This window comes from Fulvimarina uroteuthidis (assembly GCF_034321785.1).
GTDB classification, from domain to species: Bacteria; Pseudomonadota; Alphaproteobacteria; order Rhizobiales; family Rhizobiaceae; genus Fulvimarina; species Fulvimarina uroteuthidis.
On the sequence record NZ_JAXLPB010000005.1, the window covers coordinates 136,278 to 151,688 of the forward strand.

The following is a 15,411-nucleotide window of genomic DNA, read 5'->3' on the forward strand; positions in this document are numbered from 1 at the left end:
ATTTACTCCGAGTCGCTGTTGCGGTCGCGGCGAGGGCGATCTTCACGGTCGCCGCGCGGCGGGCGGTCGTCGCGGTCACGGCGCGGCGGGCCGCCCCGGTCGTCGCGTCCGCCACGGCGGGGGCCGCGATCGTCGCGCTTCTGCATCATGGCCGACGGACCGTCCTCGTGCTCCTCGACGCGGATGGTCATGAAGCGGAGAATGTCCTCGTTGAAGCGCATCTGGCGCTCCATCTCCTGAACCGCGGCCGAAGGCGCATCGATGTTCATGAGGGTGTAGTGCGCTTTGCGGTTCTTATCCATCCGGTAAGCCAGGGTCTTGAGACCCCAGCTCTCGACCTTGGCGACGCTTCCGCCGCCGGACTCCAGGATGCCGCGCAGGGTTTCGACCAGCTGTTCAACCTGGCTGTTCGAAACGTCCTGACGCGCGAGAAATACATGCTCGTAAAGAGCCATATCGGTTCGCCTTTCCGGTTTCGTTCTGAAGACGCACGAAAAGAGAACCCGACGGCTAAGCCTCAGCGACCTTTCTCTCAAGAACCGCGTGTGGCGGTGAAAAGGAAAGGCGCATCTGCGAAAAACGGTCGAGAGCGGAGACACGGGAAGCCGGAACCCTTCTTGAGTTCCATGAGTCCGAAAGAACCGGACGCCTTCCGTTCAGCCCCCAGTCGGGTTCTCAAACGTCAACGGGCGGCAGTTAGCCGTTTTGCGTCTCCATTGCAACCGTTGACCCGGCCGGAACAGTCGCCTTGGCGCGCAGCGATGCTGCTGCGCGTCACGAAGTTTGCACGTTCGTGCGCTTGACACACCCGCCAAATGCCGAAGATGCGGGGAAACGGCGGCGCTCGGCCGGACCGGATCGCCGCAGGATGCCGGCACGTGTTTCATTCTAGGAGGCCCTTCATGTCATTGGCAATCATATTCCCGGGTCAGGGAAGTCAGGCGATCGGAATGGGCAAGGCGCTGCACGATGCCTATCCGGAGAGCCGCGAGGTCTTTCGCGAGGTCGACGACGCGCTCGGCGAGAAGCTTTCCGCCCTGATGTTCGACGGGTCGATCGAGGAACTGACCCGTACCGCCAACGCGCAGCCGGCGCTCATGGCGGTGTCCATGGCAGCGCTACGGGCGCTGGAGAGCGAGGGCTTCAACGTGTCCGATGCCGGTTATGCCGCCGGCCATTCGCTCGGCGAATATTCGGCGCTCGCGGCCACCGGTTCGCTCGGCCTGTCGGAAACCGCCAGGCTGCTGCGCATTCGCGGCACGGCGATGCAGGACGCGGTTCCGGAGGGCGAGGGTGCGATGGCGGCGATTCTGGGGCTGGACCTCGACGCGGTGCAGGCGCTCTGCGACGAGATCCGCGAAGGCTCGGTCTGCGAGCCGGCCAACGACAATGGCGGCGGTCAGATCGTGATCTCCGGAACCGCGGCCGCGGTCGCACGGGCGGTCGAACTTGCCGGGGCCCGCGGAGCGAAGCGGGCGATCCCGCTGTCGGTATCGGCGCCGTTCCATTGCTCCCTGATGCAGCCGGCGGCAGACCGCATGGCGGAGGCGCTGAAGCACGTCACGATCTCGCAGCCCGTCATTCCCGTCATCACCAATGTCACGGCCGATGCGACCCGCGATCCCGATGCGATACGGACCCGTCTCGTCGAACAGGTCACCGGATCGGTCCGCTGGCGCGAGACGATGATGTTCGCCGCCGGGGAGGGCGTGACGGACCTTGCCGAGATCGGATCCGGCAAGGTGCTCTCCGGTCTGGCGCGCCGTATCGACAAGCGCCTCGGTGCACGGCCCGTCGGCACGCCCGAGGACATCGCGGCCTTCTTGAAAGAACGCTCCTAACAGGCCAAGGGTTCGCCGAACGGGCGCCTTGCGCGCCAGTGCGACCAAACGAAGAGGAAGTATCATGTTCGATCTGACGGGACGAAAGGCTCTGGTCACGGGAGCCAGCGGCGGCATCGGCAAGGCCATCGCGGTCGCGCTCCACGCGGCCGGGGCCACGGTCGGGATCCACGGCACGCGCCGGGCCGCTCTCGACGAACTGGCCGCCGAATTGTCGGACCGCGTCCACGTCCTGCCGGCCGACCTGTCCGAGCGCGCTGGCCAGACGGGCCTTGCGGAAGCAGCCCAGGCGGCGCTCGACGGGATCGATATCCTCGTCAACAATGCAGGCATCACCAAGGACGGTCTGGCCGTCCGCATGTCCGACGAGGACTGGGACCGGGTCATCGAGATCGACCTGACGGCCGCTTTCCGGCTGACGCGCGAACTGGCCCATCCGATGATGCGCAAGCGCCACGGCCGCATCATCAACATCACCTCGATCGTCGGCGTGACCGGAAATCCCGGCCAGGCGAACTATTGTGCGGCCAAGGCGGGCATCATCGGCTTCTCGAAATCGCTCGCCGGCGAGATCGCGTCGCGAAAGGTCACCGTGAACTGCGTCGCGCCCGGTTTCATCGCGACCCCGATGACTGATAGTCTCAACGACAAGCAGCGCGATTCGATCATGGGTGCCATTCCCATGAAACGGATGGGCGAGGCGAACGAGATCGCTTCGACATGCGTCTTCCTCGCATCCGACGAAGCAGCCTACATCACCGGCCAGACAATCCATGTGAATGGCGGAATGGCGATGATTTGAGGTCGTATAATCCTGGGGAACACGTCGAACACGCTGCGTTATGCTGCTCACCTTCGTGGCAGCACGCTTGATAATCGATTGTCGCACGTCTAACGAAGGCGACGACAGGGTCATTGCAATAGAGGACTGACAATGAGCGAAACCGCTGACAAGGTGAAAAAAATCGTCGTCGAACATCTCGGCGTCGAAGAGAGCAAGGTCACCGAAAATGCGAGCTTCATCGACGATCTGGGCGCTGACAGCCTCGATACGGTTGAACTCGTCATGGCATTCGAAGAAGAATTCGGTGTCGAGATTCCGGACGATGCGGCTGAGACCATTCTCACGGTCGGCGATGCGGTGAACTTCATCGAGAAGAACAAAGCGTCCTAAGAAAACACCCGCGGGCGGGCGCGTCGGTCGAAATCCCATCGGGATCGCCGGTCGCTTGCCCGAGCGGATTCGGCCTCGGAAGCGCCTGGCGCGGCGGGGCCGTACTTCATTCGATCGATGATGCGTGCGGATGGTTCGACGATAGTGCAGCAGATGAGACGAGTTGTAATCACTGGCGTCGGCATGGTGTCCCCGCTCGGGGCCAATGTCGCAGATACGTGGAAGCGGCTGCTGAAAGGCGAGAGCGGCGCTGCGCGTGTCGAATCGTTCCAGGTCGACGATCTACCCTGCAAGATCGCCTGCCAAATCAAGCGCGGCGACGGACAGGACGGCACATTCAATCCCGATCTCTGGATGGAGCCGAAGGAACAACGCAAGGTCGACGATTTCATCGTCTACGCGGTCGCCGCTGCGGCCGAGGCACTCGACGATGCCGACTGGCATCCCGAGACCTACGACGAGCAGATCCGCACCGGCGTCCTCATTGGTTCGGGGATAGGCGGGCTCGAAAGCATCGAGCGAAATTCGCTGTTGCTCGCCGAAAAGGGCCCGCGCAGGCTGTCTCCGTTCTTCATTCCCGGCAGTCTCATCAATCTGGCCTCCGGCCATGTGTCCATCCGGCACAAGCTGAGGGGCCCCAATCATTCCGTGGTCACGGCCTGCTCGACGGGCGCCCATGCGATCGGCGACGCGTCGCGGCTCGTGGCCCTTGGCGATGCCGACATCATGGTCGCCGGCGGAACCGAATCTCCCGTGTGCCGGCTGTCGCTGGCCGGTTTTGCGGCGTGCAAGGCGCTGTCCACCCGCTACAATGACGATCCGACACGCGCCTCGCGTCCCTACGACAGGGATCGCGACGGGTTCGTGATGGGCGAGGGTGCCGGCATCGTCATTCTTGAGGAATACGAGCACGCCAAGGCGCGCGGCGCGAAGATCTACGCGGAAGTCATCGGCTACGGCATGTCGGGCGACGCCTATCACATCACCGCTCCGGCACCCGATGGCGACGGCGCCTATCGCTGCATGTCGGCCGCGCTGAAGCGTGCCAACCTGTCTCCGGACCAGCTCGACTACGTCAACGCGCACGGAACCTCGACGCCGATGGGCGACGAGATCGAACTGCGCGCTTTCGAGCGTCTCGTCGGCGAATCGGCCGACCGGATCACGATGTCCTCCACCAAGTCCGCCGTCGGGCATCTTCTGGGTGCGGCCGGTGCCGTGGAAGCGATCTTCTCGGTTCTGGCGATCCGCGACAATGTCGCGCCGCCGACGATCAACCTCGACAATCCGTCCGTCGAAACGAAGATCGATCTCTGCGCGAATGCAAAGCGCGAGAAACAGATCGACATCGTCCTGTCGAACTCGTTCGGGTTCGGCGGAACCAACGCCTCGCTCGTCATGCGCCGCGTGGCCGACTGACAACGGCGGTTCGTTCACAAGGGTCCGACGCCCTCAAGCGCCGGGCTTTTGCCACATTGCCGTGATGGACGATTTCCAGGAACGGGAATTCGTTTTGGGGGCAGACTTTTGAGAAAAGACGAAGACGCCGGGGTCTATCAGTCCGATCCATCGAACGCGAATGCGGACACGAGAGCGAAGACCCGACCCAAACGCCGATCCCGGCTTGCCCGCAGCCAATTGGTGATTTTCCTGAACTTCTGCCTTTCGCTCGTCTTCTTCGGCGCATTGGCCGCCGGTGCCGCCATGTATTGGGGCAAGGGCGAGTTCGAGAACGCCGGTCCCTTGAGATCCGAGACCAGCTTCGTCGTCGCGCGGAACAGTTCGCTGAACGCCATCGCCGACAATCTCGAGGAGCGCGGCGTCGTTTCCAGCTCGCAGATCTTCAAGATCGGCGCGAAGATCGCGGGCGTGGGAAGCCAGCTGAAAGCCGGCGAATACGCCTTCGACGCCGGCGTCTCCATGCGCGACGTCATGGAAAAGATCGCGCGCGGCGATTCCGTCCAGCATGCGATCACGGTTCCGGAAGGCTGGACCGTCCAGCGCGCCTATCAGCGGATCGCCGATTCCGACGTGCTGACCGGGCAGATGCCCGACATGCCGCCCGAAGGCATGCTGCAGGCCGAAACCCACATGGTCCAGCGCGGCATGACACGGGAACAGCTCGTCCAGAGCATGCGCGACGCTCAGGAAGCGATGGTCCGCAGCATCTGGGAGGGCCGCCAGGAGGGCCTGCCGATCGAGGATATCGGCCAGTTCGTCACCCTGGCCTCGATCGTCGAACGTGAAACCGGCATTGCGTCGGAACGTCCGCACGTCGCCTCGGTCTTCGTGAACAGGCTGCGCCAGGGCATGCGGCTGCAGTCCGATCCGACCTTCCTCTACGGGATCTATGGAGGGGCCGGGAAGCCGTCCGACGCTCCGATCACGCGAGCCGACATCGAAAGCGACACACCCTACAACACGTACCGGATCAACGGCCTGCCGCCCGGACCGATCGCCATCCCGGGCCGGGACGCGCTCGAGGCGGTGGCCCATCCGCTCGACACCGACGATGTCTACTTCGTGGCCGACGGGACGGGCGGGCACGTGTTCGCCGAAACCCTCGAAGAGCACAACCGGAACGTCCAGAAATACCGCGCCATCGAACGCGAGCGCCGGGCCGACGCTCAATAGGATGGCTGAACTCCGAAAAGGGCCGGGATCGCCATCCCGGCTCTTTTGCGTTCGGGAACGACGATCCCGACAGGCCGCGCCATCCGGCAATATCGAGAAATGACCGAGGAGCCGAGCGTGGGCATCAGGAGCATGACCGGGTTTTCCCGGGTCGATCGCGAAACCGACGAGCTGGCGTTGCGCTGGGAACTCAAGAGCGTGAACGGCCGCAATCTCGAACTGCGCTTCCGGCTGCCGCCCGGCTATGACAGCCTCGAACTCGCTTTGCGTGCGATCGCCGGAAAGCGGCTGTTCCGGGGCAATGTTCAGGCAACTCTCACCACGCAGACGGCCGTTGCGGCGCGCGCCGGCGCGATCGACGAGGCAAGGCTCGAAGCCTATGCCGCGATGTGCGACCGCCTGGTCGCCGAGGGTCGCGCGACACGCCCGAGCGCCGATGGCCTTCTTGCCCTGAAAGGCGTCATCGACAGCCATGACGAGAGCCGGCAGGCGCGCGCCATCCCCGACGCCGCGCTCGACGCAGCGATGGTTTCGTTCGAACGGGCCGTCGAGGATCTGGAAGGTTCGCGGGCCGACGAGGGGGCGAACCTCGCCGCCGTCGTCGGCGCCTTCATCGACAGGATCGAGACCCTGTCGCAGGCCGCTCGCGTGGAACGCAGCCGAAACCCCGATATCGTCAGGCAGCGCATCAAGGATCAGGCCGAACGCCTCGTCGAGCAGACGCTCGACGAGCAGCGTCTTCTGCAGGAACTCGCCCTCATCTCCGTGCGGGCCGATATCGGCGAAGAAATCGACCGATTGGCCAGTCACGTGACCAGCGCGCGCGAACTGCTTGTGAAGAACGAGCCGGTTGGACGGCGTTTCGACTTTCTGGCGCAGGAAATGAATCGCGAATCGAATACGATCTGTTCCAAGTCGAATTCGGTCGCTCTGACCGCCATCGGCCTCGATCTCAAGGTGGCGGTCGATCAATTGCGAGAACAGGTTCAGAATATCGAATGAGCAAGACGGACGCGAAGACACCGACGGATGTGACGATTGGACGCCGGGGCCTGATGCTGGTCATCTCCTCGCCCTCCGGCGCTGGAAAATCGACGATCGCCCACACCTTGATGGATGCCGACCGGAGCTTTTCGCTCTCGATCAGCGTCACCACCCGAAAGCGGCGCGGCAGCGAAGTCGACGGCATCCACTATCGCTTCATCGATCGGGACGAGTTCATCAGGCTGCGCGATGGCGATGCCCTTCTCGAATGGGCCGAAGTCCACGGCAATTTCTACGGGACACCCCGCGGACCGGCCGAAGAGGCGATGCGGAACGGCCACGACATGCTGTTCGACATCGATTATCAGGGCGCGCTGCAGCTTCAGGACAAGGCGGGCGCCGACGTCGTCTCGATCTTCATCCTCCCGCCTTCCATGGCCGAGCTGAAGGCGCGGCTGTTGCGAAGGGCCGAGGATTCCAGCGAAACGATCGCGATCCGGCTCGCCAATTCGCGCGTCGAGATCGAGCGCTGGCGGGACTACGACTATGTGATCGTCAACGACGATCTCAATCAGGCCTACGCGGCCGTGCGCGCGATCATCGCGGCCGAGCGCCTGCGCCGGGAGCGACGCCCGGGTCTCGAAGCCTTCACCCAGATGCTTCTGAACGAACCGATCGAATAGCCGGGCATCGCATTGCCGGTCGGAGCCGGTCGGGGCGGCCTATTCGTCGCGCCCGAGCGCGTTGGCGAGTGCGAGAAATTCCTCCACCGAAAGCGTCTCGGCGCGCCGTCTCGGATCGATGCCGACGCGATCGAGCAGGCTTTCTCCGCCCAGCGGCTTGAGGCTCTGCCGCAGCATCTTGCGCCGTTGCCCGAAGGCTGCGGCGGTCACCGTTTCCAGCGCCGTCAGCGATGCGGGAAAGGGCGCAAGGGACGGCGTGACGTGCACGATCGCCGAGGTCACCTTCGGCGGCGGCGTGAAGGCCTGCGCCGGGACGTCGAACAGGATCCGGGCATGGGTCCGCCAGCCGGCCAGAACGGCGAGACGACCGTAATGATCGGTGTCGGGCTTGGCGACGATCCGCTCGGCGACTTCCTTCTGGAACATCAGCGTCAGGCTCTGCCAACGCGGCGGCCAGGCCTCGACCGCGATCCAGTTGAGGAGAAGCTGCGTGCCGACATTGTAGGGAAGGTTCGCGACGATCTTCAGCGGCCTGTCGCCTGCGATCGCGGCAAGATCCATGTCGAGCGCGTCGGCTTCGATGATCCTGAGCCGTCCCGGATAATAGGCGGCGATCTCGTCCAGCGCCGGGATGCAGCGCGGATCCTTCTCGACGACGACGAGCTGTTCGGCGCCGTTGGCAAGAAGCGCCCGTGTCAGGCCGCCCGGTCCCGGACCGATTTCGAGGATGGTCGCATCGGCGAGCGGAGCGGCCTGGCGCGCGATCTTCGAGGTCAGATTGAGATCGAGAAGAAAATTCTGGCCGAGCTGCTTGCGCGGCGCCAGATCGTGGCGCGCGATGACGTCGCGCAGCGGCGGCAGATCGTCGAGGACGCTCAATGCGAAACCGTTTCGGACCGATCGAGCGGACCGGCTGTCGCGGACGACTGCGCCATCATCCATGCCTTCTCGACGGCGGCCCGGAAGCTGTCCGGGCGCGCGACGCCCCTGCCGGCGATGTCGGCGGCCGTCCCATGGTCGGGCGACGTGCGGATGATCGGCAGGCCGAGCGTGATGTTGACCGTTTCGTCGAAGGCGAGCGTCTTGGCGGGGATCAGCGCCTGATCGTGATACATGCATATGGCGACATCGTAGGCACGACGGGCGCGGGCGTTGAACATGGTGTCGGCGGGCAGCGGACCGGTCGCGTCGATCCCGTCTCTTCTCAGGATCTCGACGGCGGGGCGGACCACCGTCTCGTCCTCGAGACCGATCGAGCCCCGCTCGCCGGCATGGGGATTGAGGCCCGCCAGCGCCAGCCGAGGATGCGGGATCGCGAATTTCGCCTTCAGATCCCTGTTGACGATGCGGCAGGTCTCGACAATGAGGTCACAGGTCAGCAGCCTCGAGACGGAGGCAAGCGGCACGTGGATCGTGACCGGCACGCAGGACAGGTCGGGACCTGCCAGGAGCATCACGGGCGTGATCGGCCTGCCGGTCGCCTGCGAACACAGATCCGCCAGATATTCCGTATGGCCGGGATGCCGGAAGCCGACATCGTAGAGCGCCTTCTTGTCGATGGGCCCCGTGACGATACCGCCGATTTCGCTGCGCAGCGCGAGCGCGGTCGCACGGTCGATCGCTTCGATGGTCCCCGCCCCATTGGCCGGATCGACGTGCCCCGGCTCGTCGAGATGACGGTTGACCAGGGGCAGAACCGGAAGCGCCCCGTGCGGAACCGATGCGTATGCGGCAGGCGTGTCGATGCGGACCATCGGGATGGTGAGGCGCAGACGCTTCGCCCGGCTCGCCATCATTTCGGGATCGGCGATCACGAAATAGGGGATCGACGCCAGAACACCCGACCGGTGAAGATCGAGAACGAGGTCGGGACCGACGCCCGAAGGCTCCCCGAGGGTGAAAGCCAGAACGGATGCCCGGTTGCCGTCGCCGGACGTCGACGGACCCGTCCGCATCAACGCCGGACGATCTGCGCTTCCTCGCGAAGCGTCTTCAGGACGGCTGCATCGGGGCCGTCCTGGCCCTTGTTCAACGCCTCCATGTCCTGCATCTGGAAGACCATCTGGGCGGCGCGATCGTCCGAGATCGTCCGCGCGTTGCACACGGCGATGAATTCGACACCCCGGTCGGTTTCCTTCGGCGCCGTCGCGCGTCCGGGATCGGTGCCGATCACGTCGTCCTTCCAGATCGGTGGCAGCTCCGGCTGTGCGACGCGTCCGAGGTCGCGGACGGTCACGTCCCGCAGGCCCTTGGCAATGTCGTAGGTCGTATCGCACGACCGGAAACGCGACCGCATGGCAGCGGCCTCGCGCTTGCGGTTGGCGAGCAGCGCGCCGCGCTGGCCCTCGGGAATGACGAAGATGACCTGCTGGAGATTGTATTCCGTCGTCGACGGCTTTTCGCCGCCGCGCGCCAGCATGCGCTGGACGACGTCCTGTTCGCTCAGGCGTTCCTCGCGCTGCACGCGTTTGGCGACCGCCTGGCCCCAACCCATCTGCACGCGGATATAATCCTTGAAGGCCTCGGGCGAAAAGCCTGCCTGTCCCAGGACCTGCGCCAATTGCGCCGTCGACAGCTTGTTGCCCTTGGCAAAGTTCTCGTAGGCGGCTTCGATCGCCTGATCCGGGATCGTAACCCCCTGACGCTCGATCTCCTGCTTCTTCAGGGCCTCGTCGATCAGTTCCTCGGTCGCTTTCTGCGTGGTGTTTCCGCCGACGCGGCGCAGCTTCAGGAAGGCTGCGCGCTGGCGGATCTGGTAGGTCGTGATCGGCTGGCCGTTGACCACGGCCTTGATCGAGGTCGCCGCGTAGGCGGACGGCGTGCCGACGCCGATCGAAGCCGGGCCGGCTACACCGAGAACCGCCAACATGGCGCCGCGCATCATCCAGGAGGTCAGTCGTTGCATACCCAGGGGTTTCCTCAAAGTCCGGTCGTCGTCTTTACCGATGCGCCTAGCGGTCCGATTGGGCAAAAGAATGGTGCACCGGCTCTTTCTCGGGCGCTGGAACGAAAGAGCCGGCTGGCTTTCATCAGAACCCACCGGCATTCAGCGACTGGCCGAACTCGGCGATCGTGCGAAGGCCGACATTGAAGGTGAAGGTCTGTTCGTCGGATTCCAGAGAGTACCTGTCGGTACGCTCGCGATAGCCGACCAGCAGGCTGAAGCATTCGTCGGCATATCGGATGCCGTAGTTCTGGTCGATGAGCGCGCCGTTCTCGATATCGTAGCTGGCGCCGGCGAAAGCGGTCCAGTTTTCGGCGAACTGAAGCGAGCCCGAGGCCGTGGCCTGGCTTCTGTCGTCCAGGGATCCGTAGATCGGCTGCGCCGCAATGTTCGAGTAGGAGACGCTCGCGGTGACCCGTTCGAAGCTGACCTCGCTGAACACGTCGAGCCGTTCGAGCGACAGGTCTTCCTCGTCATAACGCCCCTGGGCACCGACGGTGAGTCCGTACGGGGTCTGCAGGGAGACGAGGCCGACATAGTCCGAAATGTCCTTCTCGAGGCCGGAATTGAAGCCGACGAGCGTCAGATCCACCTCGTCGAACGAGTTCCTGCCGCCAAGGTGATAGGACTGGCCGGCGACCGCGTTGACCACCCAATCGTTTCCGAGATCGCCCGAATAGCGCAGGCCGACATTGGCCCTGTGGCCGCCTTCGATTCGATCGTAGCCACTGAACTTGTTGAGATCGAAGAGGTTGGTGGCATTGAAGACGAAGGTTCCCGAATCCTCGTTCGGGATCAACCCGATGTCCTGCTCGTCGTTCCGGGCGATCACCTGGGCGATCGGCTCGATGACGTGGCTGACGCCGCCGACCTGGATCAGATAGGGATAGCGCGCCTCCAGGGCGGCCGTCGCCATGCCGCGGGTGCCGGAAATGTCGATATCCTCGGCGCCCTGGTTCAGGATCGAGTCGATGAGGTTGCCATTGGCATAGAGGGGATTCGTGAAGCCGGCCGACTGCATGTCGGCGGTGTAGAGATCTCCCCGCAGCCCCGCGGTGGGCGTCAGCACGAGACCCGACGGCAGCGTGTAGACATCGGACCAACGCAGATCGGCGGAGCCGCGCGAATAGTCGCCTTCGAGGCCGTTGTGGCGGGTGAAGAACGGATTGAACTGATAGCCGTTGTTCGGGATCACGCAGCTCTGCCGCACGCCATCGTCGATGGCCGACGTCGTGTCGCAGATGAGGGTCAGGTCGTCGGCTTCCCGCTCCAACGACACGACGTTCATGTTGAACGTGACCTCGCCGCCGAGGACAGACTCCTGCTCGATCCGCTCGTAATCGAATCGCGGCCGGACGAAGGGCTGGCGATCGTCGAGCAGCGGATCGGTCGACTGATAGTCGAACTCCTGCATGCGCAGGTCGAAGAAGCTCTGGTCGCCGAGACCGGTCAGATAGACTTCGGACGTGTGGATCGTGTCCGAGAAGCCGGGAATGTCGTAGGTGTTCGAGAAATTGTCGTCGCTCTGGAAAAGCCATTCCCAGCCGAAGACCCACTGTTCCGAGAGGGCGAACCGGCCCTTGGTTCCCACCATGCCGCGATCGGTGTTGGCGTAGTCCGGCGACTCGCCGATGATCTGACCGTTCTGGACGATGTTGTCGCCGTCGAACGCGAAGCGATCCTGCTGGCTGATGCCGGCCGCCTGCAAGGTGATGATGCCGTTCTCGAAGGCCTGTCGGTACTCGATCTCGCCGAGAAAGCCCTGCTTGGTATAATAGGTGCCGGCTACGGTGAAGTCCTTGTCGTCCGACAGGGCGTAGAAATAGGGAACGCGCAGACCGTAGCCGAGATCGCTGCCGGACTTGAACGAAGGCGCCAGGAAGCCGGACTTGCGTTTGACCGTCGGGTCGGCCGACTGGAAATAGGGCAGGTAGGCGATCGGCGCGCCGAAGAATTCGAACTGGGCGCCATAGTAGCGAATCTCCTTCGCTTCCTGATCCCAAACGATCTTGCGTGCCTTCACCTGCCACAGCGGCGGTCGATCCGGGTTTTCCTCGCAGGCCTCGCAGGCCGTGTAGACGCCCCGGTCGAAGGTGGTGACGCTTCCGTCGGCACGGGTCGCCGATGCCGCGGCGAACCGGGTATTGTCGGGCGTCTCGATTCGGAGCGCCTGCACGAAGCCATCACGGAAATCGTCGGTCAGATCGAGCTGGTCGGCATAGATCCGATTGCCGTCCGGCTGCTGCAGTTCGACGTCGCCGCTGACCATGAGGCGCCGCGTCTTCTGATCATAGACGAGATTGCGCGCGACGACCTTGTAGTCGCCATAGTCGATCTGGACGCCGCCGGCGGCCGTGACGACGGAGCGGTCGCTGTCGTAGGTGACGGTGTCGGCTTCCAGGAAGAGCTGGGCGTCGCTCGGAACGTCCGCGCCGATGGCGGATATCTCCTGGGCGCGAGCGCCATCGGCGCCTGTGGCAACGAACATTGCCGACAGCGCCAGCGCGGTCCCGCACAGAAGAACCGACTTGCGCGACCTGTTGCCGGTCCCCACCGCCAAACGATCACATCCCCTCAACATATTCACTCTACCCGTCCTCCTGATGCAGCAGGATCGTTACGCCAAAAAGTCCTGCCGCCAGAACCGGAAACCAAGCCGCGACGAGAGGCGGCACCACGTCATTGCTGCCGAGCGCCTTTGCCAGGAACGTCACGACGTACAGCACGAAACCGGCCAGCACGCCACCGATGAATACCCGTCCGGACTGTCCGGTTCGCGAGAAGCGCGTGGCGACGGTCGCCGCCAGGAGCGTCATCGCCACGAACAGGGCAGGCCGTGCGATCAGGGTATGATACTGCATGGAAAATGCCATTGAGTTAAAACCCAGACTCGCTGCGATTTCGATCTTGGACCCGAGCTCCCAGATCGAAATGGTCTCCGGATCAGCCAGTCTCTGCTCGATATACTCCGGTCTGAGGCTCGTCGGGAGCCTGTACTCGACGAGATCGCGCGGAGTGTAACCGATACGCGTCACTCTGGGCTCCAGCAGAAGCCACATCTGGCTCTGCAATTGCGCCCGCGGCGCGTCGATCCGCGTCTCGACCGTGCCATCCTCGCCCATGACGAAGGCGGTGACATCGGTCAGGACGCGACCGTTTTCCGAGATCTGCCTTGCCCCGATGATCGACGAGACGCCCTCGGCATTCTGACGCAGCCAGGGCGTCTGCAGGGCATCGGATGCGTTGACCTCGCCCTGCGCTTCGGCCTCCAGATTGGCCGCCATCGCCTTGGCTGCGGCGGACAGCGGATTGTAGGCGAACGTCGCAAATGCCCCGATCAGCAGGGATCCGACGATGAACGGCATCAGGATCTGCCAGATCGAGATACCCGCGGCACGGGCAACGACGAGCTCCAGTTTCCGGTTCAGCGAGAGGAGCGTGAAGATCGATGAAAACAGGATGACGAAGGGAAAGGCCTGCTCGATGAAGGAGGGCACCCGCAGGGCCGAAAAGAGCACGACCACACCGAAGGACTGGTCCGCCATGACGGATCTGCGACCGAGTTCGATGAGGTCGATCAGAAGGATGAGCGCGAAAATGGCAACAAGCGTCGAGAAAAAGTTCGTGACGTACAGGCGAAAGAAATATCGATTGAGCGTCCACCGGTTCATGAGCCCGCCCTCCCGGCCGAATCGGCCGGTCCCGCCTTGCTCCGGCGGCCCAGCATCAAAGATATGCGCCTTGGCCAGTCGACGATCGTCTGCACGATCGCGAGCTGGGCGAAGTTCAGGCCGCGGCGGATGAGGACGATGTCGAGAATGGCCGCCACGATCGGAACGGCGAACACGAAAACGGCGGACGACGGATTGTCCCCCACGAAACTCAAGGTCACGAAGCCGAGGGCCTTCAGCCCGATCGCGCCGGCGAGCCCGAAGGTCATGGCGGCGCTGGAGGCCTGTCGATTCGTCTGTGGTTGGCCGGCCACCGCCACCGCCCACAGGGCAAAGACGATGCAGTAGAGCCAGGACGTGAAACGGTCGGCAAGCTCCTCGACGTTGCGCCCCGGCTGGCGCTGGTAGGAGGGATCGTTCACGTCGGGCGTCAGAAGCTGCAGGGTCGACTGCTCGGAGGTGCGCGTCCAGCGCTCTTCTGTGGCCGGCTTCAGGTCGGCCAGATCGAAGGCATAGGTCTGGAACTCGATGACGGAGATCGACCCGCTTTCGCGCTCCTTGCGGTGGAGCTGCCCGTCGAACAGCATCAGGACAGGGCTCTCCTCATTGTCGATGATCGCCGCTTCCTTGGCGAAATAGGTCAGATCGAGCTGCGGATCGCGCGTGTCCTGGATGAAGAGGCTCTTGATCGTGCCGCCATTGCTCTCGCCGACCGAGAGGACGAGGTCCGACTGCACGCGCTCAAAGCGCCCCGGACGCAGGAACACCGTGATCGTGTCGACATTGATCGAGCGGATGCCGTTGTAGAACCCTGCCGATGCCATCGGGCCGAGCCCGTGTGCGACCGTGAGCGTGAGAAGACCGCCGAGGAAACCGAGAAGGAGGATGGGGCGCGCCACGATCATCATGGACCCGCCCGATGCCGAGATGACGGCGCGCTCGGAATCGGCGTTCAGACCGTTCAGGGTCTGGATCGCGCCGATCAGGATCGCGAACGGCACGACGCCGGCCGCCAGATCCGGCAGCAGCATCAGGGCGATCCAGAGAATGTTCCCGGCGGCCGACGCGCTCGTCTTGACGATGTCGATCCGCGACAGGGCCTGCACGATCCAGACGATGAGCGACAGGGACACGAGGGCGCCTGCCGAAGAGATGAGCGCACGGCGGAAAATATAGCGTTCTAAAAGCGTCATCCGGACCCTGTCTGGCGTTTCGGATGCGTGTCATCCGTTCTCAACGCGTCTTAATTGCGGCTCGCTTCTGCAGCGTCCGGAACCGGCAACGCCTCGCCATCCGACATTTTCTATACACAGAGTTGACGAATTCTGACAAAGCCTCTTCGGCGTATGCGCGTCATCCGTCCCGCATGGCAATGCGACATGCGATCGTCACGGTCCGTCGCCCAAGCGGGTTTTCCCTCCTCGAGCGAGCATGATAGTCGTTCACGGACAAAGCGGGGCCACGTGCTCCCGCACCGACG

At 63.8% G+C, this 15,411-nt stretch carries 14 protein-coding genes; 7 read left to right on the top strand and 7 right to left on the bottom strand.

What is annotated here, in order from left to right:
• Positions 1–2 precede the first annotated feature (2 nt).
• Positions 3–455 carry a 30S ribosomal protein S6 gene (gene rpsF / locus U0C82_RS14965; RefSeq protein ID WP_322188060.1) on the bottom strand — a complete coding sequence of 151 codons (453 nt, stop codon included), beginning with the start codon at positions 453–455 and terminating at the stop codon, positions 3–5.
• A gap of 447 nt (positions 456–902) precedes the next feature.
• On the opposite strand from rpsF, the gene fabD reads away from it, so the two are divergent.
• The 7 genes from fabD (at position 903) to gmk (ending at position 7,316) form a co-directional block, all read left to right on the top strand.
• Positions 903–1,841 carry an ACP S-malonyltransferase gene (fabD, locus tag U0C82_RS14970; RefSeq protein ID WP_322188062.1) on the top strand — a complete coding sequence of 313 codons (939 nt, stop codon included), beginning with the start codon at positions 903–905 and terminating at the stop codon, positions 1,839–1,841.
• Between the two features lie 64 nt (positions 1,842–1,905).
• On the top strand, positions 1,906–2,643 hold the full coding sequence (gene fabG, locus U0C82_RS14975; RefSeq protein WP_322188064.1) for a 3-oxoacyl-[acyl-carrier-protein] reductase: 738 nt from the start codon (positions 1,906–1,908) through the stop codon (positions 2,641–2,643).
• A 132-nt stretch (positions 2,644–2,775) separates the two neighbouring features.
• Positions 2,776–3,015, top strand: a complete 240-nt coding sequence (locus tag U0C82_RS14980) for an acyl carrier protein (RefSeq protein WP_116681448.1) — start codon at positions 2,776–2,778, stop codon at positions 3,013–3,015.
• Positions 3,016–3,168: 153 nt separating this feature from the next.
• Positions 3,169–4,434 (top strand): beta-ketoacyl-ACP synthase II, encoded by a 1,266-nt coding sequence (gene fabF, locus U0C82_RS14985; RefSeq protein WP_322188067.1) that lies wholly within the window; start codon positions 3,169–3,171, stop codon positions 4,432–4,434.
• Between the two features lie 108 nt (positions 4,435–4,542).
• Positions 4,543–5,649: an endolytic transglycosylase MltG gene (mltG, locus tag U0C82_RS14990; RefSeq protein WP_322188069.1), complete on the top strand. Its 1,107-nt coding sequence runs from the start codon at positions 4,543–4,545 to the stop codon at positions 5,647–5,649.
• 117 nt (positions 5,650–5,766) lie between these two features.
• On the top strand, positions 5,767–6,651 hold the full coding sequence (locus tag U0C82_RS14995; RefSeq protein WP_322188071.1) for a YicC/YloC family endoribonuclease: 885 nt from the start codon (positions 5,767–5,769) through the stop codon (positions 6,649–6,651).
• Positions 6,648–7,316 carry a guanylate kinase gene (gene gmk, locus U0C82_RS15000; protein ID WP_322188073.1) on the top strand — a complete coding sequence of 223 codons (669 nt, stop codon included), beginning with the start codon at positions 6,648–6,650 and terminating at the stop codon, positions 7,314–7,316. Before U0C82_RS14995 ends, gmk begins: the two co-directional genes overlap by 4 nt.
• 39 nt (positions 7,317–7,355) lie before the next feature.
• Here the strand turns inward: gmk and rsmA are convergent, their stop codons facing one another.
• The 6 genes from rsmA to U0C82_RS15030 form a co-directional block, all read right to left on the bottom strand.
• Complete coding sequence (gene rsmA, locus U0C82_RS15005) at positions 7,356–8,195, bottom strand: 16S rRNA (adenine(1518)-N(6)/adenine(1519)-N(6))-dimethyltransferase RsmA (protein ID WP_322188075.1); 840 nt, start codon at positions 8,193–8,195, stop codon at positions 7,356–7,358.
• Positions 8,192–9,271: a 4-hydroxythreonine-4-phosphate dehydrogenase PdxA gene (gene pdxA / locus U0C82_RS15010; protein WP_322188501.1), complete on the bottom strand. Its 1,080-nt coding sequence runs from the start codon at positions 9,269–9,271 to the stop codon at positions 8,192–8,194. The genes rsmA and pdxA overlap by 4 nt, the downstream gene beginning before the upstream one ends.
• Positions 9,271–10,221, bottom strand: a complete 951-nt coding sequence (locus U0C82_RS15015; RefSeq protein ID WP_322188077.1) for a peptidylprolyl isomerase — start codon at positions 10,219–10,221, stop codon at positions 9,271–9,273. The genes pdxA and U0C82_RS15015 overlap by 1 nt, the downstream gene beginning before the upstream one ends.
• A gap of 124 nt (positions 10,222–10,345) precedes the next feature.
• Positions 10,346–12,814: an LPS-assembly protein LptD gene (locus U0C82_RS15020; protein ID WP_322188503.1), complete on the bottom strand. Its 2,469-nt coding sequence runs from the start codon at positions 12,812–12,814 to the stop codon at positions 10,346–10,348.
• A gap of 34 nt (positions 12,815–12,848) precedes the next feature.
• Positions 12,849–13,931, bottom strand: coding sequence for an LPS export ABC transporter permease LptG (gene lptG, locus U0C82_RS15025; RefSeq protein ID WP_322188079.1), 1,083 nt, complete (start codon positions 13,929–13,931; stop codon positions 12,849–12,851).
• Positions 13,928–15,124: an LptF/LptG family permease gene (locus U0C82_RS15030; RefSeq protein ID WP_322188081.1), complete on the bottom strand. Its 1,197-nt coding sequence runs from the start codon at positions 15,122–15,124 to the stop codon at positions 13,928–13,930. The genes lptG and U0C82_RS15030 overlap by 4 nt, the downstream gene beginning before the upstream one ends.
• Between the last annotated feature and the right edge of the window lie 287 nt (positions 15,125–15,411).

Excerpts from the sequence above, each read along its gene's own strand:
- pdxA (WP_322188501.1), bottom strand. The coding sequence starts at position 9,271 with ATGCGGACGGGTCCGTCGACGTCCGGCGACGGCAACCGGGCATCCGTT.
- U0C82_RS15015 (WP_322188077.1), bottom strand. The coding sequence starts at position 10,221 with ATGCAACGACTGACCTCCTGGATGATGCGCGGCGCCATGTTGGCGGTT.
- lptG (WP_322188079.1), bottom strand. The coding sequence starts at position 13,931 with ATGAACCGGTGGACGCTCAATCGATATTTCTTTCGCCTGTACGTCACG.
- rpsF (WP_322188060.1), bottom strand. The coding sequence starts at position 455 with ATGGCTCTTTACGAGCATGTATTTCTCGCGCGTCAGGACGTTTCGAAC.
- gmk (WP_322188073.1), top strand. The coding sequence starts at position 6,648 with ATGAGCAAGACGGACGCGAAGACACCGACGGATGTGACGATTGGACGC.
- U0C82_RS14980 (WP_116681448.1), top strand. The coding sequence starts at position 2,776 with ATGAGCGAAACCGCTGACAAGGTGAAAAAAATCGTCGTCGAACATCTC.
- fabF (WP_322188067.1), top strand. The coding sequence starts at position 3,169 with ATGAGACGAGTTGTAATCACTGGCGTCGGCATGGTGTCCCCGCTCGGG.
- fabD (WP_322188062.1), top strand. The coding sequence starts at position 903 with ATGTCATTGGCAATCATATTCCCGGGTCAGGGAAGTCAGGCGATCGGA.
- U0C82_RS15030 (WP_322188081.1), bottom strand. The coding sequence starts at position 15,124 with ATGACGCTTTTAGAACGCTATATTTTCCGCCGTGCGCTCATCTCTTCG.
- fabG (WP_322188064.1), top strand. The coding sequence starts at position 1,906 with ATGTTCGATCTGACGGGACGAAAGGCTCTGGTCACGGGAGCCAGCGGC.